Annotated in this window: 25 protein-coding genes; 11 read left to right on the top strand and 14 right to left on the bottom strand. The window is 64.8% G+C overall.

Annotation, left to right across the window (positions count from 1 at the left end; translation table 11 throughout):
* Together ACI3K3_RS22600 and ACI3K3_RS22595 are read right to left on the bottom strand one after the other, a co-directional pair.
* A partial coding sequence (locus tag ACI3K3_RS22600; RefSeq protein ID WP_404917855.1) for a TonB-dependent receptor plug domain-containing protein occupies positions 1 to 755 on the bottom strand: 755 nt, incomplete at its 3' end.
* Between the two features lie 120 nt (positions 756 to 875).
* Entirely contained in the window at positions 876 to 1,385 is a 510-nt protein-coding gene (locus tag ACI3K3_RS22595) for a CHAP domain-containing protein (protein WP_404917853.1), read from the bottom strand.
* A gap of 337 nt (positions 1,386 to 1,722) precedes the next feature.
* On the opposite strand from ACI3K3_RS22595, the gene ACI3K3_RS22590 reads away from it, so the two are divergent.
* Positions 1,723 to 2,211, top strand: coding sequence for a MerC domain-containing protein (locus ACI3K3_RS22590; protein WP_404917851.1), 489 nt, complete (start codon positions 1,723 to 1,725; stop codon positions 2,209 to 2,211).
* A 342-nt stretch (positions 2,212 to 2,553) separates the two neighbouring features.
* Here ACI3K3_RS22590 and ACI3K3_RS22585 read toward each other — a convergent pair whose 3' ends face one another.
* Together ACI3K3_RS22585 and ACI3K3_RS22580 are read right to left on the bottom strand one after the other, a co-directional pair.
* Positions 2,554 to 3,954, bottom strand: coding sequence for a tetratricopeptide repeat protein (locus ACI3K3_RS22585; RefSeq protein ID WP_404917849.1), 1,401 nt, complete (start codon positions 3,952 to 3,954; stop codon positions 2,554 to 2,556).
* Between the two features lie 104 nt (positions 3,955 to 4,058).
* Positions 4,059 to 4,517 carry an XRE family transcriptional regulator gene (locus ACI3K3_RS22580; protein ID WP_404917847.1) on the bottom strand — a complete coding sequence of 153 codons (459 nt, stop codon included), beginning with the start codon at positions 4,515 to 4,517 and terminating at the stop codon, positions 4,059 to 4,061.
* A 106-nt stretch (positions 4,518 to 4,623) separates the two neighbouring features.
* On the opposite strand from ACI3K3_RS22580, the gene ACI3K3_RS22575 reads away from it, so the two are divergent.
* Entirely contained in the window at positions 4,624 to 5,340 is a 717-nt protein-coding gene (locus ACI3K3_RS22575) for a murein L,D-transpeptidase catalytic domain family protein (RefSeq protein WP_404917845.1), read from the top strand.
* 46 nt (positions 5,341 to 5,386) lie between these two features.
* Here ACI3K3_RS22575 and ACI3K3_RS22570 read toward each other — a convergent pair whose 3' ends face one another.
* Together ACI3K3_RS22570 and ACI3K3_RS22565 are read right to left on the bottom strand one after the other, a co-directional pair.
* Positions 5,387 to 5,698: a hypothetical protein gene (locus ACI3K3_RS22570; RefSeq protein WP_404917843.1), complete on the bottom strand. Its 312-nt coding sequence runs from the start codon at positions 5,696 to 5,698 to the stop codon at positions 5,387 to 5,389.
* Positions 5,699 to 5,973: 275 nt separating this feature from the next.
* Positions 5,974 to 6,378, bottom strand: coding sequence for a nuclear transport factor 2 family protein (locus ACI3K3_RS22565; RefSeq protein WP_404917841.1), 405 nt, complete (start codon positions 6,376 to 6,378; stop codon positions 5,974 to 5,976).
* Between the two features lie 161 nt (positions 6,379 to 6,539).
* Between ACI3K3_RS22565 and ACI3K3_RS22560 the strand changes: the two genes are divergently transcribed.
* The 3 genes from ACI3K3_RS22560 to pyrC all read left to right on the top strand — a co-directional run bounded on the left by ACI3K3_RS22560 (position 6,540) and on the right by pyrC (position 8,476).
* The gene (locus tag ACI3K3_RS22560) at positions 6,540 to 6,908 is read left to right on the top strand and encodes a Rieske (2Fe-2S) protein (protein ID WP_404917839.1); all 369 of its coding nucleotides are present in this window, start codon (positions 6,540 to 6,542) and stop codon (positions 6,906 to 6,908) included.
* 21 nt (positions 6,909 to 6,929) lie between these two features.
* Positions 6,930 to 7,358 carry a nuclear transport factor 2 family protein gene (locus ACI3K3_RS22555; protein WP_404917838.1) on the top strand — a complete coding sequence of 143 codons (429 nt, stop codon included), beginning with the start codon at positions 6,930 to 6,932 and terminating at the stop codon, positions 7,356 to 7,358.
* 80 nt (positions 7,359 to 7,438) lie between these two features.
* Entirely contained in the window at positions 7,439 to 8,476 is a 1,038-nt protein-coding gene (gene pyrC, locus ACI3K3_RS22550) for a dihydroorotase (RefSeq protein ID WP_404917836.1), read from the top strand.
* A 72-nt stretch (positions 8,477 to 8,548) separates the two neighbouring features.
* Here pyrC and ACI3K3_RS22545 read toward each other — a convergent pair whose 3' ends face one another.
* Positions 8,549 to 11,041 (bottom strand): TonB-dependent receptor, encoded by a 2,493-nt coding sequence (locus ACI3K3_RS22545; protein WP_404917834.1) that lies wholly within the window; start codon positions 11,039 to 11,041, stop codon positions 8,549 to 8,551.
* A gap of 150 nt (positions 11,042 to 11,191) precedes the next feature.
* Between ACI3K3_RS22545 and ACI3K3_RS22540 the strand changes: the two genes are divergently transcribed.
* Positions 11,192 to 12,202 carry an NADP-dependent oxidoreductase gene (locus tag ACI3K3_RS22540; protein ID WP_404917832.1) on the top strand — a complete coding sequence of 337 codons (1,011 nt, stop codon included), beginning with the start codon at positions 11,192 to 11,194 and terminating at the stop codon, positions 12,200 to 12,202.
* 167 nt (positions 12,203 to 12,369) lie between these two features.
* Here ACI3K3_RS22540 and ACI3K3_RS22535 read toward each other — a convergent pair whose 3' ends face one another.
* Positions 12,370 to 13,134 (bottom strand): SDR family NAD(P)-dependent oxidoreductase, encoded by a 765-nt coding sequence (locus ACI3K3_RS22535; protein WP_404917830.1) that lies wholly within the window; start codon positions 13,132 to 13,134, stop codon positions 12,370 to 12,372.
* Positions 13,135 to 13,159: 25 nt separating this feature from the next.
* On the bottom strand, positions 13,160 to 15,460 hold the full coding sequence (locus tag ACI3K3_RS22530) for a TonB-dependent receptor (protein ID WP_404917828.1): 2,301 nt from the start codon (positions 15,458 to 15,460) through the stop codon (positions 13,160 to 13,162).
* Positions 15,461 to 15,581: 121 nt separating this feature from the next.
* Here ACI3K3_RS22530 and ACI3K3_RS22525 point away from each other — a divergent pair, with 121 nt between their 5' ends.
* A complete protein-coding gene (locus ACI3K3_RS22525; protein ID WP_404917826.1) occupies positions 15,582 to 15,722 on the top strand; it encodes a hypothetical protein in 141 nt (46 codons plus the stop codon).
* Positions 15,723 to 15,943: 221 nt separating this feature from the next.
* On the opposite strand, the gene ACI3K3_RS22520 is transcribed toward ACI3K3_RS22525, so the two are convergent.
* Complete coding sequence (locus tag ACI3K3_RS22520) at positions 15,944 to 16,702, bottom strand: SDR family NAD(P)-dependent oxidoreductase (protein WP_404917824.1); 759 nt, start codon at positions 16,700 to 16,702, stop codon at positions 15,944 to 15,946.
* A 143-nt stretch (positions 16,703 to 16,845) separates the two neighbouring features.
* On the opposite strand from ACI3K3_RS22520, the gene ACI3K3_RS22515 reads away from it, so the two are divergent.
* Positions 16,846 to 17,643 (top strand): SDR family NAD(P)-dependent oxidoreductase, encoded by a 798-nt coding sequence (locus ACI3K3_RS22515; RefSeq protein ID WP_404917822.1) that lies wholly within the window; start codon positions 16,846 to 16,848, stop codon positions 17,641 to 17,643.
* A 123-nt stretch (positions 17,644 to 17,766) separates the two neighbouring features.
* On the opposite strand, the gene ACI3K3_RS22510 is transcribed toward ACI3K3_RS22515, so the two are convergent.
* Positions 17,767 to 19,395 carry an AMP-binding protein gene (locus tag ACI3K3_RS22510; protein WP_404917821.1) on the bottom strand — a complete coding sequence of 543 codons (1,629 nt, stop codon included), beginning with the start codon at positions 19,393 to 19,395 and terminating at the stop codon, positions 17,767 to 17,769.
* A gap of 5 nt (positions 19,396 to 19,400) precedes the next feature.
* Between ACI3K3_RS22510 and ACI3K3_RS22505 the strand changes: the two genes are divergently transcribed.
* The 3 genes from ACI3K3_RS22505 to ACI3K3_RS22495 are packed head-to-tail and all read left to right on the top strand — an operon-like array spanning position 19,401 to position 21,536.
* The gene (locus tag ACI3K3_RS22505; protein ID WP_404917819.1) at positions 19,401 to 19,529 is read left to right on the top strand and encodes a hypothetical protein; all 129 of its coding nucleotides are present in this window, start codon (positions 19,401 to 19,403) and stop codon (positions 19,527 to 19,529) included.
* Between the two features lie 19 nt (positions 19,530 to 19,548).
* Positions 19,549 to 20,727 (top strand): aromatic ring-hydroxylating dioxygenase subunit alpha, encoded by a 1,179-nt coding sequence (locus tag ACI3K3_RS22500; RefSeq protein ID WP_404917817.1) that lies wholly within the window; start codon positions 19,549 to 19,551, stop codon positions 20,725 to 20,727.
* Between the two features lie 14 nt (positions 20,728 to 20,741).
* Positions 20,742 to 21,536, top strand: coding sequence for a sugar phosphate isomerase/epimerase family protein (locus ACI3K3_RS22495; RefSeq protein WP_404917815.1), 795 nt, complete (start codon positions 20,742 to 20,744; stop codon positions 21,534 to 21,536).
* A 7-nt stretch (positions 21,537 to 21,543) separates the two neighbouring features.
* Here the strand turns inward: ACI3K3_RS22495 and ACI3K3_RS22490 are convergent, their stop codons facing one another.
* From ACI3K3_RS22490 to ACI3K3_RS22480, 3 genes are all read right to left on the bottom strand, one after another.
* A complete protein-coding gene (locus tag ACI3K3_RS22490; RefSeq protein ID WP_404917813.1) occupies positions 21,544 to 21,945 on the bottom strand; it encodes a GFA family protein in 402 nt (133 codons plus the stop codon).
* Between the two features lie 4 nt (positions 21,946 to 21,949).
* Complete coding sequence (locus ACI3K3_RS22485) at positions 21,950 to 22,636, bottom strand: SDR family oxidoreductase (protein WP_404917811.1); 687 nt, start codon at positions 22,634 to 22,636, stop codon at positions 21,950 to 21,952.
* Between the two features lie 105 nt (positions 22,637 to 22,741).
* Positions 22,742 to 23,317 carry a hypothetical protein gene (locus ACI3K3_RS22480; protein WP_404917809.1) on the bottom strand — a complete coding sequence of 192 codons (576 nt, stop codon included), beginning with the start codon at positions 23,315 to 23,317 and terminating at the stop codon, positions 22,742 to 22,744.
* Between the last annotated feature and the right edge of the window lie 27 nt (positions 23,318 to 23,344).

Raw genomic sequence — 23,344 nt, 5'->3', positions numbered from 1 at the left:
TTGCTGCGCACGCGGGTATAGGCAAAGCCCAGGTATCCGTCCGGTCCTACCCAGGAGCCGCCGGCGCTGAAGGTGGAGCTTTCGCTCCACGATCCGGGCACGCGGCTTTCCCCGAAGGCGCCGGGCACGCGGTAGTCGTCGGTTTCACGGTGGGCCCCCTCGACGCGCAGGGCCAGCGATCCGGTGCCGAGCGTCAGGCCGCCCACGGCCGAGCGCTCGTCGTCACCCGTCCCCAGCCGCGCCTCGGCCGTTCCGGCGAAGCCGCGCACCGGCACTTCGGTCGGGATCTTGGTGTCGAGCAGGTTGACCGCGCCGCCGATCGCGCCGCCGCCATAGAGCAGGGCGGCCGGGCCGCGCAGCACTTCGATACCGCGCAGCAGCAGCGGTTCGCCGGTGATCGCGTGGTCGGCGGAGATGCCGGAAGCGTCCTGCACATTGGTGCTGTCCGATAGCACCTGTACGCGCGGGGAGGTTTGGCCGCGGATGACGGGACGGCTGGCGCCGCCGCCGAAGTTGTCGAAGTGGATGCCCGGTTGCCCGGCGAGCGTTTCGCCCAGGGTGCCCTGGCGACGGTGCGCAAGCTCGTCTCCGCTCAGTGTGATGACCGGGGTGACCGTCTCGTCGGCGCTTTCCTCAAGCGGCGCGGCGGTAACCAGGATCTCGCGCGATCCGGGCGCCGGTGCCTCGGCCAGGGCGGCGGCGGGTATCAGTGCAAGCAGGGAAACGGCGGAACGGTGAACGATGCGAACGGACAAGAAAACCCCCTGAGCTTATTATGGAGGCCTTCTTAATGTCATGTGATAACATCACACAATAGCGCGTCGTTTCAGTTGCAATATGTTACAAATCGGAAATAGACGTAGGCGGCGTGGCGATCAGCCTGCACTTTTCGATGCATCGACGCTATCGACCGTCGCGAACTGCGTTATCGGTGCGACGCCGTTGTAGATGAAGCCGAAGGTCGGATTCTCGCGCGAACCCAGGGCGCGGCTGGGGCCGTACCAGACCCGCACGCTGCTCCAGTCGCCTGCCTCGGAAATGTCCTCGGCCAGAGCCCGGCGCTCGATCAGGCCCGGGCCAGACCAATTGGCATGGTCGAGCAGGACATGGCGGGAATCGACGATTTCGCGGATCATGGCGACATGGCCGTAAGGCATTGCGGCGGTGGATTTGAAGACCAGCACCGAGCCGGTCTGAGGCACATGGCCTCGGCTATAAGTGCCCTCGGCCTGCGCCCACCAGGTCGCCGCGTTGCCGTGGATGGAAATTCCCGACTGCGTGCGCGCATAAGGTACGCACTGCAAGTGCTGCGCCAAAGCCGGAGAGGCGAGGGCTTGAGCAATCAGAGTTACAAGCGCGGCAGCGACCAGGGAGAATTTCTTCATGGAGATACGTTATAACGTATCTAGAATATCAGGGTACCCCGGCCCCAGCGAGATGATCGCAGTAGAGGCACCGTTCGTCGCTAGTTCAGGAACCGAATCGACAAGCCTGCGCTTAACGCCTTCGGTCCTGCATCACACCTGTATGTCACGATTCTGCGATGGGCAGTGACGCGCGCGGGATGGATGGCGGGGCGGCATTTCGCAAGATCGGCGCGTAGCTCCCGACAAACAGCTCGGCCTGTCGGGTATTTTTTCCAGCGCCCTCTTCCAAAAGCCATCTTCATCGCCATGTTATGTTGTATCATACCTCAACGAGGCATCTTGAGGTCGGCCGTCCATGCCGACGGCCCCGGAAGATGCAGAGCTTGAGGACAAAAGCGTCATCGCTCGATGTGACGGCGCCCTGAGCAAGAAAGACGATACCTTGAGCGAGCGATACGAACGTCGGGAACCCGTGCAAGGCCGCCTCTTGGCCGATATCATCGAATCCACGGCGATCTCCGCTTCGACACTCTGCATGGTGCACTGTCTCGCCTTGCCGGTCCTGCTGTTTCTGGTGCCGGGACTGCTTGGCGCCTTCGTCCAGTCGGAGCTGTTTCACCTCGCCGCGCTGGCAATGGTGGCCCCGGCCGCGCTGGCGGCTTTTTTCCTGGGCTACCGTCGACACGGCAGGACCGGGCCTGCGATCCTCGGGGTTGCCGGGGTCGCTTGCCTGGTGCTGGGGGTGGCGGCGTCGCTTCCTGTCAGCGAGACGATGATGACCGTATCGGGTAGTCTCCTGCTGGTTGCAGGGCATCTATGGAACTGGCGCGAACGCGCAGGTTGAGGCGGAGCTTGCGGCCGTCCGGCAAAAGTAGGCCCCGCGGGTCCGATGCCCAGCGGGGCCAAGGTTTGGGTCGCTTTCTGAAAGCGCCGGCCTGGTTGATCCCCCGATCCGCAATGCCTTTCGGCCTTGCTCCCCCCGACGCCCAGAGCAATCGTTTTACAACGAAACTTGCGATTCTGATGTGATGTAAATTGCTGCAAATTGCGGAAGAGCGCAGAATTTCAAAAAGAACTCAGGAAGATAACGAGTCTTCACGCCCCTGAAAGTTCAAATATGATCACAAAGGATCATGATCGGGTTAGTCGGGTATGGACGTGTTTTTGCCAGTCGCTTTGAGCCCGCTCAAGGCAGGTCAACGTCGGGTGCTGGCGGAACCAATTGCTTCAACAGGTCCTGCACTTCGCCATCGCCCTTCCAGGATTGCTCTATGCGGCGGGTGACGGGGCGGGAATACCAACGCTCCCCCAGCACGACCGCTTCGTGCAACAGGTCTATCAGCATGGCCCGATCCTTCATGGAGGAAGCATAGAACGCCGGAGTCTGGCGGATGCGGCGGCCCCCTTCCGCGATCTCGCCCAGCGCGTCGGCAATCATGATCCGGTGCGCATGAACGGGATCGTCCACCACGGCGCGGGTCATCCTGGCGGAAAGCTGCTCGGTGGAAGGATCTTCGCGCAGGCTCGCAAATTCCGCGAACTCCCGTGCGAAGCCGCGAATGTCACCCTGGCCCAGGTAGACCCAGGACAGGCAACTGCTGACGGTCGCATCCTGCGGATAGGTTCGCTTGAGGTCGACAAGTGCAGCCAGCGCCTCCGCGTCGTGACCCGCCTGCCATTTAGCCCAGGCATGTTCCACCGCGATAGGCTGCGAGCCCGGCGATCGCTCCATCGCCTGGAGGTAATAGCGCTCTGCCCGGCTGCTCTCGCCGAGGTCCGAGAGGACGTTGGCGATCCAGAAATAGGTCAGGCCGTCGTCCGCGTCATGGTGCAGCGCGGTGCGGAAGGCCTTGAGCGCGGCGATGGGATCGTTGTCCCACCAATAGTCGATGAAGCCGTTCGCGCGGTAGGCGCTGGCCAGGTCGGGGTCCAATGCCAGCGCCTTGTCGGCGGCGATCCGCGCCTTGCCGTAAGCTTCGGCGTCGCTGACTTTCCCATATTCCCGATAGATCAGCCACGCCTCGGCTAGTCCGGCGCGGGCCGGCGCGTAGTGCGGCGCGCGCGCGATCACCGCACCGTAGAGCCGGATCGAGGTTTCCAGCGCGCGGGGCGTGCGATGCGCCCAGGCGTCCCGCGCGGCGATGAAGTCCTGCGCGGCCACCGGATCCTCGGGAAGGGCGGCCGATTTGGGCCTCGGCCATACCAGGAACAGGATCAGCACGGCGACGGCCAAAAAGGCGGCCGCCAGCGAGGCCCGCAGAACCCATGAGCGAGAGCGAGACCCGGCGGGGGTCGGCGTCTGGGTGATGGAGGTGGAAGAGGGGGCGTCGGCGGTACCGGGCGGGGAGAGGCCCGAAGCGGCTTCAGGTGGGGCGTGGTTTTCGGGCACCGGAGTTTCGCCGGGATTGCGGCTCTCCCATTCCTCCAACTCGTGCCGATAGGCGAAGACGGTTTTCTGTTTGCCGCCGGGAAGCTGGTGGATCGGAAGACCGCGTTCGCGCGCCCAGCGCGCCACGGTGGTGCGGTCCCTGCCGAAGTAGGCCGCTATCGCTTTCCAGCCATCCAACCGGCGTTCGTCTGATGTCATGCCGTTCCGCGACCCTGCCCTCGTGGGCAAGACTATCGTCTCACTGGCTGTTGCTCAAGCGGCCAAGGGAGGGCGGCGGGGCGAGCTGACTGTGCCATTTCGGATCATCCTTGCGCATCCGCCCGCGCAATCAGCGCGTCGAGCGCGGTGCGGCCATGGCGCAGTTCCTCTATGATCCGGCGCAGTTCGGAAGCGGTGATCCGAACGCCGCCCTCGCTGTCGACCGCCTGGACCTCGACGATGCTGTGCAGCGCCTCGACGATGGCCAGCACCGGGTCCATCGGCAGCCGCGCCGTGGCGAGGGGCACGGCGCGGACTTTGCCCAGCGACAGGAAGGGATCGATGGCGCCGGGGCCGAACTCCTGCTCGATTCGGGCGAGAATCACGGGATCCATGCTGGTGGCCCGGCCGCGGGCATTGCGGATCGTTCCGGTCGAGCAGCCCAGTCGGGTAGCAAGCTGGGCATCGGATAATGCCTGCGCTTTCTGAAGGTTGCGGACGATGGTGGCGACAGCCGCACGGTAATCATCACTCGAAAGTCTAGCGGATCGACCGGAGGTCATCGTGTATGGTCCTTTTCGTCTTTCGAAGCGCGGACAACAGCTTGTGGCAAAGCGGATGAATCTGGCCAAGACTTTGTCGACGGAATCGCTATATGGCAGCGATAATATGCAATTCAGTCGTCGCAATCTGATCGTTGCAGCCACCGCGTTCGCAGCGTCATCGTCATCTGCCGCCCGTGCCATCTCCTCCGCATTGCCGGAGCGGACACGCGCGCCTTCGCTCATCCTGCCGAAAGCCGGCAACGCTGCGGGCTCGATCGCGCCGGTCGCTCCGGCGGCGCTGCCTCCCGTTCCGGCCCGCTTCCAGCCCGAGGGCGTGCGCCCGGAACTTTTCGACGCCGCCATGAAGGCGCTGGATCGGCACGACCGCCGCGTAAAGCGGGACCGCATCGGGCTGGTGGACTTCTCGGTTTCCTCCTCGCAACCGCGCTTCCATCTGGTGGACCTGGAAAACCGCAAGGCCACATCGCTCCCCGTAGCCCACGGCAGCGGATCGGATCCGGGGCATACGGGATGGTTGCAACGTTTCTCCAACCGCCCCGGTTCCAACGCCAGCAGCGAAGGCGCCTATCTGACCGCCGAATACTATTATGGCGGACACGGGCGTTCGCAGCGGTTGATCGGGCTGGATTCCACCAACAGCAATGCGCTGGAACGCGCCATCGTGATCCACGGCGCCTGGTATGCGGAACCGAACATGATCGGTGCCCACGGCAAACTGGGCCGCAGCCAGGGCTGCCTGGCGGTAGGCGACAGCCTGCTCGGCCGCGCTTTCGACCATCTGGGCGAAGGCCGGCTGATCTACGCCGCCAAACTGGCCTGAACGGGCGGCCGGTGTGCCCGGCCGCCGAACGGACTTTCGGCCCGCCCTAGATCGTCACCAGCGCGCTGATGCGGTGCAGGAAGGGGTGGTTTGGCGTGGCGCCCCGGCTGATCTGGGAAAACATGCCGTTCCCCATCTCGGACAGTTTCGCTTCGACGAGCGGCACGTCCTCGCCGCCCTTGACGTCCAGATGGACGTGGAGCTTTCCGTCGAAATCCAGCGTAATTTCGTCCGCTTCGACGATACGTTCGCGAATTTCATCAAGAATGGCGGAAAGCTGGTCGTTAAGCGACGGCCTGGCGGTGTCGGTCCGTGAAGTCGTGGAATCGATCGAGTAAACCGTTGCGTCCTTCGGCATTCGTGGTCCCATGCTGATCATTGCGCGGATTGCTGCGAGAGCGAGCATAACATTTCGGCGCCGATAAAGAACGGTCCAGCGAAGGTTCCTGTGCATTTATTTTTGGGCGGGGGCCGGTTTTCCGCCCATTTCGGGACATTTTGAGGCTAGGCGATCAGCCGAGTCGAGACGCTTGTGCGTTGAAAAGGCGGGGCAAGTTCGCCGCGTTCGCGCAGAAATCCTGCAATCGCTTGTTGCGGCCTTGGTGCGACCCGAAGGCTACAGGTATTTCACAGTCACCGGACGGCTGCCTTTGCCTGACAGGCGGCGACGAAAGCGGCGGGTTCATAGTAGAATGGCTTGATCTCGCAGCATTTTCCATCGCGAAAGCGAAACCGCTCGCAGATTTCGACGGGCCGAAGCGCAGGATCGGCGAAGCGCAGCGAGAGAACGGTGACGGCGAACTCCTTGCCCACGGTCGTTTCGATTCGGTCCAGCGCAGCCACGTCGCACAGGCCCATCACTTTGGCGTAGAGTTCGCGAAGGGCGTTCTTGCCGCGATACTCTCCCGCCATCGGCAGGCCGTCCGCTTCGAGGGCGACGAAATCCTCGGTGAGCATGTCCGCTGCCGCGTCCCAATTGCCGGCGCCGGTGGCGGCGTAGAGGCGGTCGACAAAATCACGCATCTGTTCGGGGCTCATGGCTCTGCTCCTTCTCCGTGCGGAGTGTGACAAAGGCGGCGATGTGTCGAACCTAGCGTTTCGACTAGCAGTCCCGGCAGGCGCCGCGCGGTTAAGCTGCCGAAAACGGAAGAGCCCGGCCGGCCACCGCATCGGGCCGAGCGGCAGCAAAGGAAAGACATGTGTTCGGATCCGATACCATGAGCGATACCTGGCATGTCGTCCTTGCCGAGGTCGATTTTCCCGAGGAAGGCAAGCTGGCGGCACGGATCGCCGGTTGGAGCGTGCTGGTGGTGCGGACCGACGACGGCTTCAGCGCCGTCAACGACAGGTGCACGCATCAGGCGGCGCTGCTTTCCGGCGGCAAGGTGCGGCGCGGGACGATCATGTGCCCGCTCCATGGCGCGCGTTTCGAGGCGGCGACCGGTCATTGCATCGGCGGTGCCTATGCGGATCTGCGTCGCTTCGACCTGAGAATTGCAGGCGGCGTGATCGAAGTCGCCGTGCCCGATGCACCGCCGGGGCCGCACGAGCGCCCGGTCGAAGTCTGACGACCAAGAGGGGAGAGAACGATGCCATTCGCCGGACCTGTCGAGGATCGCCTCGCCATTCGCGAACTTCTGGAGACATATGCCGACGCGGTGACGCGCCGCGATGCAGAGGCTTGGGGCGCGACATGGGCGGAAGATGCCGAATGGTCGCTGCCGGACTATCCCGAACTCGGCACCACCAGGGGCCGCCCCGCCATCGTCGCCATGTGGATCGAGGCGATGAAGGCCTATCCCGGCATAATGTTCGAAGCTTGGCCGGGATCGATCGAGGTCTCCGGCGACAGTGCCACGATGCGCAGCTACACCTCTGAAGTCTACGACCACGATGGCGTGACCAAGCGCGACCGTGGCGTCTACGAGGATACTTGCGTGAGGGTGGACGGGCGCTGGCTGTTCCAGAGCCGCTCGTTCCGCAACATTCACCGGCAGCACGCCCAAAAGGGATGTTGAGGCGAGGCTGCTGAAAAAGGCGTCTCGGGCGATGAAATCCGGAATCGACTGGCTGCGTGCAAGCGCGTAGAGCGCGGGGCATGACCACTCAGATCACTATCCGCCGCCCCGACGACTGGCATGTCCATCTCCGCGATGGCGAGATGCTGGAGGCCGTGGTCGGCTACACTGCGCGCCAGTTCGCGCGCGCCATCGTCATGCCCAACCTGACGCCGCCGGTCGTGACCGTCGCCGCCGCCGAGGCCTATCGCGATCGGATCGTGAAGGCCCTGCCGACCGGCGCCGACTTCACCCCGCTGATGGTCTGCTATCTGACCGATGACGCCGATCCGGCGGAAATCGAGCGGGGCTATGCGCGGGGCGTGTTCGCCGCCTGCAAGATCTATCCCGCCCACGCCACCACCAATTCGGCCCATGGCGTGACCGACATCCATAAGCTGACCGGCGTGCTGGAGACGATGCAGCGGATCGGCATGCCGCTGCTGATCCACGGCGAAGTCACCGATCGCGACGTGGACATCTTCGACCGCGAGGCCGTGTTCATCGAGCGCGTGCTGGCGCCGCTGGTGCGCGATTATCCCGCGCTCAAGATCGTGCTGGAGCATATCACCACCGCTGAGGCAGTGGATTTCGTGGCGGGTAGCGGGCCGCTGATCGGCGCGACGATCACGCCGCAGCACATGATCATCAACCGCAACGCCATCTTCGACGGCGGCATTCGTCCCCACGCCTATTGCCTGCCCGTCGCCAAGCGCGAGCAGCACCGCCTGGCGGTGCGCAAGGCGGGCGTGTCGGGATCGCCCAAGTTCTTCCTCGGCACCGACAGCGCGCCGCACATGATCGGCCGCAAGGAAGCGGCCTGCGGCTGCGCCGGCATCTTCAACGCGCCCTATGCGCTGGAAAGCTACGCGCAGGTCTTCGATGAGGAAGGCGTGCTGGACCGCCTGGAAGGTTTCGCCTCCGAACATGGCCCGAACTTCTACGGCCTGCCCCTCAACGAAGGCACGGTGACGCTGACGCGCGAAGACGTGGCCGTGCCCGAGGTGATTGCCGAAGGCGACATCCGCGTGGTGCCCTTCCACGCCGGGGAAACCGTGCGCTGGCGCTTTGCGGGCTGATCGATCACCGCTGCCATAACGGAAAAAGGCCCGGCCTCCTGCGAGGTTCGGGCCTTTTTCCGTTGCGGATGCTCAAAACTTCTTGCTGACCTCCACCATGACCGTGCGCGGCAGCGTGCCGAAGCCGAGCTGGTCGGCCTTGATGCCGCCGGGCGTCCCCGTTCCGCTGCCGGTGGAGGGGCCGTCCACCACGCCGGTGACGTAGAAGCGATTGGTCAGGTTCTTGCCGATCACCGCAACCTGCCAGTTGTCATCTTCAGCGCCGAAGCGCAGGCCCGCGTCGAGCGTCACGTACTTGCCCTGACGCGATAGGGGATTGCCGAAGGCCGAGGCGAGGTAGCTGTCCGAGTAGCGGGCGTCCACGTTCATCCCCAGCTTCATCGCTGAGCCGACCGCCATCTCGTAGTTCACGCCCAGGTTCCCGGTCCAGCGCGGCGCCACCGAGAGCGACTGGCCGCCGAGATCCTGGCGGGTATTGCCGGCCAGGTTGCAGCCTTCAGCCGGGGTCTGTCCCGCATAACAGGGGGCGAGCGGGAAATCGGTGTAGCGCGCCTTGTTGTAGTTGACCGAGCCGTGCAGGTCGAAACCGGGAACACCGTTGGGGGCGAACTGGAATTCGGCCTCCACGCCCTTGGTCCGGGCGTCGGCGGTGAGGGTTTGGAAAGCGAAGATCGGGGAATTGAAGAAGTCGACCTGCAAATTCTTGTACTTGTAGTTGAAGGCGGTGACGTTGAAGCGAAGCTGGCGGTCGAGCAGGGTGGACTTGAAGCCGATTTCGTAGCCTTCCGCCTTTTCGGGATCGAAGGTGAGGTCGGCAGTGGGATCGTCCGAGAACTTCGAATTGATACCGCCGTTGGAGAACCCGCCCGACTTGTAGGCCGTTTTGTAGGCGGCGTAGACCATGAGATCCTCGGTAGGCTTCCAGGTCAGCGTCGCTTCGGGGGACCAGTTGGTGAAGTGCTGGCGCGCGGTGACGACGCCGAGCCCGTCGGGATCGAACTGGTCGCGGAAGATCGTGGTGACCAGCGGGTTGTTGTAGAACTGTGTGAAATAGCTGTTCTTGGTTTCGTCGGAATAGCGCGCGCCGCCCGCCAGTTCGAGGGTCGGCAGGATCTTGTAGGTGAGCTGGCCGAACACGGCCATCGTCTCGCCCTTGGTGAAGCTGGTCTTGGCGGTGGCGACGTGTTCGAGACCGGCGGGGGCGGTGGAATTGGAGACGCCGCCGGTCAGCACATATTGCTCGAAGTCGCGCCGGGTCTTCTGATAGAGCATGCCCAGCATCATGTTGAAGGGGCCGTCGAACGCGGTCAGCGCGCGGAACTCCTGGCTGAAGGCCTTCCAGGAGGAATTCTCGGTGGCCCAGTTGCTTCCCGGCCCGCCCGCGCTGTTGCTGGACTGGAAATCGCAGGCGCAGGCCCAGCGATTGTTGTTCCACTGGTAGTTGGTAACGGAGGACAACTGGAGCTGGTCCGCATCGTAGGTCACGTTGAGCGTGCCGCTTGCCGAGCGATAGCGATTGTAGAGCGCGCCGTTCTGCTTGGCGAAGGGGAATCCGGCGGCGACGTCCACCGGCATGTTGTTCTGGTGGGTCACGAAATGCTTGCCGCAGGGATAGCCGTTGAGCTGAGAGGTGCTGCCGTTGCCGCAGGCGAAGGCGACGTAGTTCCACGAGGAATTGTTGACCGTGTTGAAATCGACATTGCCCTTGAGGCTGACCGTGAGGCGGCTGGTCGGCTCCCACTTCAGCGTGCCGCGCGCCAGGAATTCCTCCTCGCCCGGCGCCTTGTGCGCGGCGGGTGCGGCCACATGCGAGGTGGGATCGCCGTTGCCGCCCGCCAGGATGCTGGCGGAGTCGATCTCGGTGTAGACGATGTCGTCGGCGACGTTGCGGTAGTAGCCGCCCTCCATCTTCGAATAGCGCGCGGCGAGGCGGATCCCCAGCGTGTCGGTCAGCGGCATCGAGGCATAGCCTTCGACGCGCCATTGCTGGCTGCGGAACTCGTAGCCGCCCTTGATCTGAAATTCCGGCGTGCTCGTCGGGTCGGCGGTGGTGATCGAGATGACCCCGGCCGTGGCGTTCTTGCCGAAGAACAGCGCCTGCGGGCCCTTGAGCACTTCGACGCGGGCAAGGTCGAAGAAGCCTTCCTGGATCACGCGGCCCTGGCCGTAATAGGCGCCGTCCACCACGACCGCGACCGACTGCTCGATGCCGATCGAGGTGGAGGACGACCCGATGCCGCGCAAGGTGAGCTGGGCGCCGGAGCCGTTGGACGCGCGGCCGACATTGAACTGCGGCGCGATCGCGGCGATCTTCTCGACGCTGGTGATATCGCGCGAGGCGATCTGCTCGGCGGAGATGGCGGTGACCGCCACTGGCACGTCCTGCGCGGTTTCCTGTCGCTTGCGGGCGGTGACGATGATTTCCCGGATGCCGCCGGTTGCAGCCTGATCCTGGGGCGGCGGATCCTGCGGAATGGGAGCGGTTTCCTGCGCTGCGGCGGGAAAGGCAAGGAGCGTGATCGCCAGCGTCGTCGTGGTGAGCAGGGCGGATTTCGAGAATCGCATTTCAGGACCTCCCACATATTTTCTTTGTTCTGCCCTTGGTAGAACCACGAGGGCAGGCGAGGGCCTGTGCAAACGGATAGCCCTATCCGTTTGGTCAGGTGGCGAGGGCAGCCGGGCGGGTGACGGTGCACTTTCACTGGGAGACCTCATTTGACCGGCAACCGTTTCTGGCGGCTCGATCGCCATCCCGAAGGCAATACAGACTTCGCCCGCTTTCTAAGCCTTTGCGAGGAAGCGCCCCTGCCGCTGCGCCCGGGCGAAGTGCGTATCGCGGTCGAATGGCTGTCGATGGATGCCGGCACCCGCATGTGGATGAGCCCGCGCACCGACGGTTACCAGCCGCCGCTGCCGCTGGGGTCCAGGATGGTGGGCCTGGTGCTGGGCCGGGTCAGCGAGACGCGCGATCCCGCCTTTCCGGTCGGCACGCTGGTGCGCGGCTTCGGGCAGTGGGCGGAACAGGCGGTGGTCCTGCCCGCGCTTGCCGGGCTGGAGGCGGTGGACGAGACCCTATCCGATCCGCGCCAGCATTTCGGTGCGCTGGGCATGAATGCCTGGACGGCCTATGTCGGCGTCAAGGAAGTGGCGGCGGTGAAGCCGGGCGAGTGGCTGGCGGTCTCGGCGGCGGCGGGCGCGACGGGCAGCCTGGCCTGTCAGGTGGGGCGCAATCTCGGCGCGAAAGTCGTGGGCATCGCGGGCGGCGCGGAGAAGTGCCGCTGGCTGCGCGAGGAACTCGGCGTGGACATGGCGATCGACTATCGCGGCGAGAACGTGGAGGCGCGTCTGGCCATGTGCGAGGGCGGGATCGGGGCGTTCTTCGACAATGTGGGCGGGCCTATCCTCGATGCAGTGCTGCCCAACATGGCGCATTACGGCCGCGTCGCGATCTGCGGCATGGTGGCGGGCTATGACAGCGACGCCCCGATGCCGGGACCGACGCGCTTCGACCAGATCCTGATGCGGCGGCTGCGCGTGGAGGGGTTCTTCATCCCCGACTTCCTCGAACGCGGCGCCGAGTTCCTGCCGCAGTTGCGGGCATGGCTGGATGAGGGGAAGCTCATGGTGCGGTTCGACGAGACGCGGGGGATCGAGAACGTGCTTGCGGCGTACGAGCGGATGCTGACGGGCAGGAACATCGGCAAGGTCGTGGTGCGGCTTGATTAGATCGTCGTCCCGGACTTGATCCGGGACCGCTGGCCGTGAACGGCTGCGCTTTCGGCGGGGCGCTTTTCTGCGAGCTATCGCCTCAAGGATTGCCAGCGGTCCCGGATCAAGTCCGGGACGACGTATTTCTTCCTATTTCTTCCCCTGTTTTCCCATCCCACCTGATCTCACATCGCCGTCACGCCGCCGTCCACCACGAATTCCCCGCCGGTGATGTAGTTCGCCTCGTCGCTGGCGAGGAACAGGATCATGTTGGCGATGTCGAGCGGGCTGCCCATGCGCTTCATCGGGATCGAGGCGACGATCTCCTTGAACCCTTGCGGATTGTCGCTGCGGGCAACGTCCTGCATGGCGGTTTCGATCATGCCGGGGTGCACGGAGTTGCAGCGAATGCCTTCCGCCGCGCACTCCATCGCCACGACTTTGGAGAAAATCCGCACACCGCCCTTGGCCGCGCCATAGGCCCCGCACATCGGCACGCCGACCAGCCCGCCGATCGACGAGAGATTGACGATCGAGCCGCCGCCGCCGGTCTTGCGCATCAGCTCCACCGCCCGGCGCGTGCCGAGAAACACGCTGTCGAGGTTGACCTTGTTCTGTCGCTCCCAGTCGGCAAGGGAGAGCGCGGTGAGCGGCTTGAGCACGGCGATGCCGGCGTTGTTCACCAGCACGTCGATCCGGCCGTGGCCCTTCTCGATCGTCTGGAACAGGTCGTCCCAACCGGTCTCGCTGGTCACGTCCTGCGCCAGGGCCTCGGCCTGGTCGCCTGCCTCGCGGATCGCGGCGGCCACGCCTTCGGCACCGCCGGTATCGAGGTCGGTCAGGTAGACGAAAGCGCCTTCCTCCGCGAAGCGCCGCGCGGTGGCGGCCCCTAGGCCGCGCTCGTTCCCGGCGCCGGTAACCAGCGTGATCTTGCCTTCCAGACGACCCATGCGTTCAACCTTTCCAAATGCGATGTCAGAATTTCACGCCGACGGTGGCGCCGTAAGTCCGCGGCTCCAGCGCCATCCCGAACGAGAACAGCCCTGCCACGGTGAAGGCGTGAGTGGTCGTCTTCTCGTTGAGCAGATTGCGGCCGAACAGGCGCACATAGGCTTCCTTGTCGCCGATATCGAAGTTGACGGTCAGACTGGCGTCGACGAGATCCTGCGTCGTGGTGCGCACGCGCGGGTCGTTGCCGTTGACGATGACTTCGGTAACGGCGCCCGATGGGTCCGTTACCGGCGTCAGCGAGGCTTGCGAGATCTGCTCGTCGTAAGGGCTGATATGCCGCCATCCTGCCGTCGCCATGACTTTGCCGAAGCTGGTCGGCACTGTGTAGTCGGCATTGAGCGACCCGGTGAACTTGGGCGCATAGATCAGCCGGTTGGCCGAATAGTCGAAAGGCACGATCAGACCGTTGAAGGCGCCATTGGTCACGAAATTGCGGAAGTGCGACTTCATGTAGGCGGAAGAGGCGGTGATCGTCAGTTGCGGGGTGATGCGCAACGTGGCGTCCATCTCGATGCCCTTGATGATCGCGCCGCCCGGCACGTTGCCGGTGATCGTCTGGTTGCCCAGCGGGCCGCCCGGCACGGTCAGGTTCTGCTGCATGTCCTTGTAGTCGGAGACATAGCCGGCCAGGTTCACTTCCAGCTTGCGGTTGAAGGCCGCCAGCTTGGCGCCGATCTCATAGGCGTCCACGGTTTCGGGCTGGAACGGGGTGCTGGCGGTTTGCGCCGTAGCGGCGCGCGGACTGAAACCGCCGGAACGATAGCCGCGAGACCAGCTGGCATAAAGCATGACGTCGTTGTTGGGCCGATAGTCGACGCCCAGCTTGGGGGTGAACTTGGTGAAGTTGGCATCGCCCGAGCCGATCAGGCCGGCCTGCGCGAAGCTGTTGGTCAGCTTCTTGTTGTCATGCGACCAGCGGCCGCCGAACGAGAGGCGCCACTTGTCGGCAAAGGCCCAGTTGAAGTCTCCGAAGAAGGCGTAACTGGTGGTCTTGCCGACATTGGTCTGCGGGTTCTGGTCGAACTCCATCGGCGGTATCGAAGGATCGAAGCCGAAGAAGCGCGTCCATTGGGTAAGATCGTACTTCGAGTGGAAGTAGTAGCCGCCCACCACGTAGTCCAGGCCGGTGAACAGGTTACCGGCGGCGCGCAGTTCCTGGCTCCACTGGGTATACTTCTGCCGACGATCGACATAGTAGAGGTCGGAGGAAGACCCATCGAAGTCCTGGGTCTGGTCTTCCTTGCTGTGGCGCCATCCGGTGATCGAGCTGAGCTTGACCGGCCCCAGATCGTAATTCATCTGCAAGGTGGCGTTCGGAGCACGATACTTGCTCTTCGCGGGCAGGGTGAAGACCGTGTAGAGGTCTGTCGTGTTGTTGCGGTTGCACTCGTTGGCCGGGATCAGGCCGCAGAACGTTTCGGTGCTGTTGGTGAGATTGCTCACTACCGGCTCGAAGCTCTGGACCACGTTCTCCACGCTCAGCTGGGCATCGAAGCCGCTGCCGGTGGGCTCGAACAGCACGCTGGCGCCATAGCTGTCGCCCTTGCTGCCGCCCGCGCGGGTATCGCGGATGGCGTTGTAGTAGTAGCCGTCGGACTCGTTGTGGAAGTACCAGCCCTTGATGCCCCAGGTCTCGCCGTCGCCGTAGTTGACGATCGCCTTGGCGGCCCAGGTGTTCCACCGGCCATAGGTGAGTTCGGCCTTCGCGCCGGGCTCCATGGTCGGCTTGGTGCGGGTGATGTTGATGACGCCGCCGATCGTGTTGGCGCCGAACAGCGTGCCCTGCGGCCCGCGCAGCACTTCGATCTGGGCGATGTCGAAGGCGTCTTGGAGCTGGCCGGTATTGGTGCCGATGGTCACGCCGTCCACGACGACGCCCACGGTGGGCGTCTGGGACTTTTCGATATCGGCATAAGTCAGGCCGCGGATCGAGATATTGGCCGCCTGCGCGCCCGAATTCTGCTGGGTGATGAGCAGGCCGGGCGCCGTGCCTTGCAGGTCGCCGATGTTCACGGCGGCCTTGTTCTCCAGCATGGCGGTGTTGATGGCGGTGATCGCGACCGGCGTCGATTGCAGCGTTTCCGAGCGTCGACGGGCGGTGACGATGATTTCGGTGTTGTCGATACTGGCCTGTTGCGGGGCCGGGGCTGGAGCCGGCGGTTCGGTCACCGATGTGTCCTGCGCGTGGACCGGAGACGTGATGCAAGTGAGCGCGCTTGTCGAAAGTGCGACAAGCCACGCTCCGCGACGACGTGCGGATGCCATGGTTTCCTCCCTCTCCCCGACTATTCGTATAGCCTGCTTTACTGCGTCACTATGCTACGAAATCGAGTGATAGCCGAACTGACAATTTGCACAGGTGCGACGGAGGTTGAGGCAGGGTGGCATGTCGGAGAAACACTGCGGCATGACTGAAGACCTACAGGAGAACCCGCAGAAGACGCGCCCTGATGGAAAGAGCCTCGCTTTCGGCTTTATCTTCGTCACCCTGAACTTGTTTCAGGGTCCATTTCGCCGCCGACGCTGATTTCTGCCGGGAAAAGGCCGACTTGTCCGCTTGCGAACCGGCCCTCGGGTTGAGCCGAACCATGGACCCTGAAACAAGTTCAGGGTGACGGTGTGCAACCGGGAGTGTCAGCGCGTGAGAACGTGGAGCGGGCTGTCCCGCTGGCGAACTCACGGATAAAAAAGGCGGCGGTTCTCGGGGGAGAACCGCCGCGAAGGACCGTCAGGAGGTACGGTCGGAGATTAGAACTGCACCCGCTTGGTGTAGCCGCCGTCGACGACGACATTGGTGCCGGTGGTGTAGGAGGAGGCCCGGCTGGCGAGGAAGACGATCGTTCGCGCCACCTCCTCCGGCCCGCCCCAGCGGCCGAGCGCGAAGGCGGCTTCGGTTGCCTGGTAGAGTTCGGGCATGGCCTGGCTGATGGCTTCCCAATTGCCGCCGGGGAACTTGATCGGTCCCGGCGAGACGCAGTTCACCCGGATGCCCAGTGGCCCCACCATCTGGCTGAGCTGGCCCGAATAGGCGATCAGCGCGGCCTTCATGGCGTTGAACGCCTGCGGCACGATGAAAGTCTCGGTCCCGGCGGTGGAGGCCATGATGACGATGGCGCCGTCTCCGGATTTTTCGAGGTGCGGCTGCAACGTCTCGCAGCCGAGCACGGTGCCCTTGATGTCGGCGGCGAAGCAGGCTTCCCAGTCGCCCGTGGCGCCCGAGCCCGAGGCGCTGGCGCCGGGAACGAAGATATCGCAGCCGCCCAGGCGCTCGGCGGCGGATTTCAGCCACTCGACGTAAGCGCCGTGGTCCAGCATGTCGAGCGCTTCGCCGATCGCCTTGCCGCCGTGGCGCGCCAGCGAGTCGACCGTCTCGGCGACTTGTTCGGCATTGCGCGAGAAGAACGCGATGTCGCAGCCTTCTGCGGCGAAGACTTCCAGCGCGGCGCGGCCGATGCCGCGGCTGCCGCCGGTGAGAATGACTTTTTTGCCCTTCAGTCCAAGATCCATGGCTGCCTGTTCCTCTACCTTCGCGCGTTGTTCTCTGCGCCGGTTGTCGCCGCTCGCAGGCCTGGGGGCCACTCCTATTTTGGTCAGGAACGGGCCTCGTCCATGGCGTGGTAGGCCATCGGCATAAGGCACGGGAGAGAACGATGGGACGACTGCAAGGCAAGCGCGCCGTGATTCTGGGCGCGAGCAGCGTGGACAATATGGGCCAGCACATCGCCCGGCGCTTTCTGGCGGAAGGCGCCAGCGTGCTCGTTTCCGGGCGCAAGGAGGCGGTTCTAGAGGACTTCGCCGCGCAGAGCGGCTGCCAATGGCATCCTTGCGACCTGACCGACGAGCAGAGCGTGGACGCTCTGGCGGAGACGGCGGCTGCGAAGCTGGGCGGCATCGACATTGCGGTCAACGCCACCGGATGGGGGCTGTTGACGCCGTTCCTCGACACCACGCACGAGGAGTTGATGGCGATGACCATGCTCCAGTATGTGGGGCCGTTCCATTTTCTTCAGTCGATGCTGCGCCGCATGGCGCGCAGTCATGGCGGCACGGGCGGATCGATCATCCAGATCAGCTCCGCCACGGCGACGATCATGCTCGACGATCACGCCGCCTACATGGGCACCAAGGCCGGTACCGATCATGTGATCCGCTGCGTGGCCAACGAGTTCGGGCGCGAGGGCGTGCGCGCCAACTCCATCTCGCCGGGGCTGACCGACACGCCGATGACGGCGGACGCCAGGCAGGTGCCGGGGCTGTTCGATGCTTTTCTGGCCGGTTACCCGTTGGGCCGTATCGGCACGTCGGACGATATCGCCGCCGCCGCCGTCTGGCTCGCAAGTGACGAGTGCTTCATGACCGGAGAAAATCTTCAGGTGAACGGCGGTCTCACGTTGCGGCGCAATCCGATGAAGAGCGAGATCGACGCGGCGGTGGCGGCGGCAGGGTAATGCGATGGGAAAGGGGATACGTCGTCCCGGACTTGATCCGGGACCGCTGGCAGTTCTTTAGGCGATAGCTTGCGTGAGAGCACCTTGCCGTGAGGTGGGCCGTTCACGGCCAGCGGTCCCGGATCAAGTCCGGGACGACGTGAGCGCTCTCGCATCCTCGCGCAGCAGATCCTTGCGCACTTTGCCCGAGGCGGTGCGGGGAAAATCCTCGCGGAACTCGAAGCGCTCCGGGATCTTCTGGCGCGCCAACCCGCTCGCCGCTACATGCGCGCCAAGGTCTTCCCCTGAGACGGCGCCATCCGCGATGACATAGGCGCAGACCCCTTCGCCCAGCCGCGCATGCGGCATGGCGACGACGGCCGCCTCTCGCACCATTGCGTGGCTATGCAGCACGTCCTCGATCTCCTTGGCGGAGATGTTCTCGCCGCCCCGGATGATGAGATCCTTCTTCCGCCCGGTCACCGTGATCGCCCCTTCGGCCGAGCGCACGCCGAGGTCGCCGGTGCGGAAGAAGCCGCCCGCCGTGATCGCCTCGGCGGTCTGCGCCGCGTCCGCATAGCCCAGCAACATGCCCGGCCCGCGGGCGAGGATCTCCCCTTCCTGCCCGTCCGGCACCTCGCGGTCCTCGGTATCGACGATCCGCACCTCGTAATCGACCACTTCGCCGTCGGTGGCGGCGGCAAGCGACGCGTTGCGTGGCCAGCCGAAAGTGACGAGGGGCACTTCCGAAGCGCCGAAGACGCGAAACGCGCGGCATTGGGCGAAGGCCGCATTGGCCGCAGGGATGAGGTCCGCCGGAACCGCCGCGCCGCCGCAGGCGAAGAAGCGGAACGAGGGCAGCGGATTGCCCGCCTTGCGCGCGGCGGCGGCCAGCTCCACCAGGAACGGCGTGGCCGCGACGGTGCCGACCAGCCCATGCCGCTCGATCAGCGCCAGCGCCTCGTCGGCATTCCAGCTTTCCATCAGCACTGTGCGCGTGCCGCAGACGAAGGGCGCCTCCAATCCGTTGGCATAGCCGGAGACATGGGTGACGGGCGAGGGCATCAGCGTCGCCTCACCGGCTCCAAGGCCCCAGTGCCGGGCACTTTCGCGCAGGATTCGGGCGATCGAGACGTGGCTGTGGAGCACGCCCTTGGGCCTGCCGGTGGTGCCGGAGGTGTAGAGCACCATCTTCACGCCCATCGGATCGACCCGAGGGCGGGAAAAGCGCGCGCCCCGTCCTTCGCCAACGAGGGCGGCATAATCGTTGTCGCCTTCTCCGCGCACCGTGAAGACGTGGCGCAGGCCGGGCAGGTCGGCGGAGATTCGCGCGGCCATGGCGGCATAGTCGAACGACCGGAACGCGCCCGGCACGAACAGCGCGGCGGCGCGGCAATCGGCCAGCATCTGCGTCACCTCGTGGTCGCGGTAGATCGGCACGATCGGATTGACGATGAGGCCGGACATCGCGGCGGCCAGATTGATGACCATCGCCTCGCGCCAGTTCGGCACCTGGAAGGCCAGCACGTCGCCGGGCCGCAGTCCGCGCGCATGGAGGGCGGCGCAAAGCGCCTCGGCATCGGCCAGGGCCTGCGCGCGCGTGACCGCTACGGCGCCGTCGATCAAAGCCACGAAATCCGGATCGGCCCCGGCCTGTGCCTCGGCCTGTTGCGCTATGGTGCGCTCGTCCCACAGGCCGCTTCCGACATAGGCGGCAATGTGCGGCGGGGGCGTTTCTAGCCATGCCCAGGGGCTGTCGTTCCTCTCCATCATCGCCGATGACTGCCCCTGCCGATGATCGCGGCCAACTGGCCAAAGTGCCAAGCGGCCCGACGCGATTTTCCGTGACCTATCACCTTGCGCAGGTTGCCGCCACCGGCGCGGGGGCACAGGATCGGCAGCGATAACGATGCGGGAGAGGACCGAGTGGACCGCGTGCAGCAAATTGGCGACGTCGCCGAGATCATGCTCGATTACGTCGAGAACAGGAAGACTTTCCAGACGGACCGAACCTTCACGGTCCCCACGGCCAGCTATACCGACAAGGATCAGTTCAACGCCGAAATGGAGCTGGTGTTCAAGCGCGTGCCGCTGATGCTGGCCTTCACGGCGGAAATGCCCAACCCCGGCGATTACAAGGCAATGGAGGCGGTCGGCCTGCCGGTGCTGATCACGCGGGACAAGCAGCGGCAGGTCCGCGCCTTCCTCAACGTCTGCTCGCATCGCGGCGCGCCGGTCGCGGCAGAGGGACATGGCAACTGCGCGCGCTTCACCTGCAAATATCACGCCTGGACTTACGCGGCGGACGGCCGCCTGCTCGGCATTTCCGAGGCAAGCACCTTCGGACAGGTGGACAAGGCCGAGATGGGCCTGCGCCAGCTTCCCTGCGAAGAGCGCGCCGGCATGATCTTCGTGTGCCTCACGCCCAATGCGCCGATGGACCTGGACCATCATTTCCGGGGCTTCCTGGAGGACTTCGAAGCGCTAGACTTCGCGGACTGGACCTACCTCGGCAACCGCACGATAGAGGGCGCGAACTGGAAGATCGCCTTCGACGGCTATCTGGAAGGCTATCACTTCCAGTCGCTCCATCCCGAAACGATCTTTCCGCGCACCCCGTCCAACTGCACGCATTACGAAGGCTTCGGCCCGAACATCCGCATCGGCTTTCCCCAGCACTCGATCGCCGAGCAGTTGAAGGACGTGCCGAGAGAGGATTGGGGGCTGAAGGAAAACTACGGCTACGATTTCGTGCGGATTTTCTTCCCCAACGTCTCGATCTTCATCGCGCCGGAGATCACCCAGATCGCGCAGCTGTTTCCGGGGCCGACGCCCGATCGCAATCGCACCGTGCTGAACTATCTGCGACGGGCTCCGGTGCGCGACGAGGCCGACCGCGAGGCGGCGGAAGCGGCGATGAACTTCTTTCGCGACGTGACCTACCAGGAGGACTACGTGATCGGGCTGGAAATCCAGAAAGGCCTGGAATCCGGGGCGCACGATGAGCTTACCTTCGGCCGTAACGAGAGGGGCAACCAGTATTTCCACGAATGGCTGAACTGGTACCTGCAGGACGACGCCTCCCTGCCCGAACCGCGCATGTAGAGCGGGCGGGAAGGATGGGGCGCAAGCTCTCGCTCGCTTCGGGGGTGCTGCCCGATTTCGGCGCGGTGGACGTGGTGGAAGCCGGCGCGGCGACGGGGTTCGATGCGGTCGGCCTCTGGATCGACCCGGCGGAATGGACGCCCCGGTCCACGCGTGAAGCCCGCGCGGCGCTGGCGCGCACCGGGATGCCGGTGCTGGACGTCGAAGTGGTCTGGATCAAGCCGGATTCCATGCTCGACGATCATCGCAAGGTGATCGATGTGGGCGCCGAGCTGGGCGCGGGGAACGTCCTGTGTGTATCCTCCGATCCCGATCCGGGCGCGACCGCCGACAAACTCTCAGCGCTCTGCCGCCATGCCGAAGGCGCGGGGATGCGGGTGGCGCTGGAGTTCGGCATCTTCACCGAAGTGCGGAACCTGGCGCAGGCGCTTGCCGTGATCCGGCGCGTGGACCATCCGCTGGCAGCGGTGCTAGTCGATCCGATCCATGTCGACCGCTCTGGCACGATGGTGGCCGAAGCGGCGGCGATCGACCCGGCGCTCTTGCCTTACGCCCAGTTCTGCGACGCACGGGCGGCACGCCCCGACCCCGCCGATTTCGCCGCCGTGATTGTCGACGCGGTCGACTTGCGCGAGCAATGCGGCGCGGGAGCGTTGCCGCTCGCCGCCCTGCTGGAGGCCCTGCCCCCCGATATTCCGCTCTCGATCGAACTGCGCTCCGCCGCGCTGCGCAAGGGGTTTGCGGATCCGGTCTTACGCGCCAAGGCCGTTCTCGATGCCACGCGCGGATGGCTGGACAGGCTGGCGTGAAAACATTTCAGGAAGGAAAGCCGTCGAAGGCCGGGAAGTCGTCGCAGATGGTGTCCCAATCGGCCTTCGAACCGGCGAAGATATGCGCACTTGGCCGGATCGTGGGACTATCCAGCAAGGTGCCGAGCGTTACGTGAACGTAGCGCTGCTCGCGCACGAGCGAGAACAGCAGCGATCCGCACCGGGAACAGCGGCCGTCGTAGGTATCGTCGTCTCCATATCTGAGCAGGCGTTCGGGCGCGTGGAGCCGCAGGGCTTCGGTGGCTATTCCCGCGAAAGGCTTCGAAGCCGCGCCGGTCGCGCGCCGGCACTGCGAGCAGTGGCAGATGAAGGCATAGGCGAAGGTGTCCTCGACCTCATAGGTGCAATCGCCGCACAGGCACGAGCCGCGCAGAATCCTTGTAGTCACCGCGCTACCACGCGTGGGGCTCGCCGTTCCACTTGTAGAAGCCGCCCGACATCTCCGGCGTCAGGTTTTCGGCCAAGGCGGCGATGCCCTCTGCGCTTTCCTGGGGGGTGAGATCGGCCTGCGGCCCTCCCATGTCGGTCTGGACCCAGCCGGGATGGACGCTCACGGCGATCATACCGCGATCCTTGGTGCCCAGCGCCACCGAAAGCATCAGCCGGTGCAAGGCGGCCTTGGAGGCGGAATAGGCTTCGTAGCCGGCATAGGGCCATGTCGAAGCGCCGACCTGGCTGCCCACGCTGACCACTTTCGCGCCCGGTTTGAGGCGCGGCAGGAAGGCCTGGAACACCCGCATCGGGCCATTGACGTTGACGTTGAACACATCGAGCCAGGCATCGAAGTCGGCATGTTCCAGCTCCGAACTGGTGCTGCCCGAAACGCCCGCGACGTTGTAGAGCACGTCGATAGGATCGCTGCCAGTATCCGCCACGCCGGCCTTGACCGAGGCATCGTCGGCCACGTCCAAGGCGTGAAGCGAGACGAGGCCGTCCGATCCGGCGGCGACCTCCTTCAGCGCCGAGGCACTGTCCGGATCGCGCAACAGGGCCAGCACGCGGTCTCCTTTCGCGCGGTGCAGCTTGACGAGTTCCAGCGCGATGCCGCGACCCGCTCCGGTGATTGCTACATTCGCCATGGAGTTTCCTTTTTTCCAGCTGTCTGCCGGGTCAGCGTTCGTAGCCGAGCCTATCAAAGCCTTTCAAGAGCCTGACCTCTCCATTCGATCAGGGCCAGTTCGCCCTCAGTTGCCTGGAAACCGATAGCGTAGTTGCGCGGTCGCGCCCGGCGACACGGTGGGGGACCAGGTGGCGACGCCGTCCACCTGCTCCAGTTTTTCGCCCACACCCTCGATCTTCTGTCCTGCCGAACCGATAGGCACGTCGATGGAGATCGGGAAGCCGTTGGCGTTGGAGACCGTCAGTGTCGCCTCCTGCCCGGTGCCGCGTTGCTGGGATACCGTCACTTGCGCGCTGGTGCCTGCGGCGAGGCGGAACGTCTCTCCTTCCGCGCGGTCCGGCATCGCGCCGAGGCCGACGAGGCGGCGCTCGCCTCCGGCTTCTGCCGCATAGAGCGCGGTGCTTCCGGCGGGGAGGGCGAGGCCCAGCCCTGCTTCCTGCTTGTTCCGCAGCACCAGCACGACGGCGCTTGGCGCGGCTTCGAGTGCCTGGCCTGGATAGACGGCGCGGCGGTAGCGGCGTTCGAACGGCACCTGGCTCCGGGAGAGAAGCGCCACCTGCTTCTGTCCCTTGGGGTTCACCGTTATGCGTTCCGGCACGCGGTAGAGCTTGAGATCGCCCAGATCCTCGGGCGATCTCAAGCTCTACCGCGTGCCGGAACGCATAAC

It is taken from the genome of Novosphingobium sp. ZW T3_23, from assembly GCF_044987305.1.
Taxonomy (GTDB): Bacteria; Pseudomonadota; Alphaproteobacteria; order Sphingomonadales; family Sphingomonadaceae; genus Novosphingobium.
The sequence above is the reverse complement of the archived record's forward strand: the minus strand, read 5'-3'. Positions and strand labels throughout refer to the sequence as shown.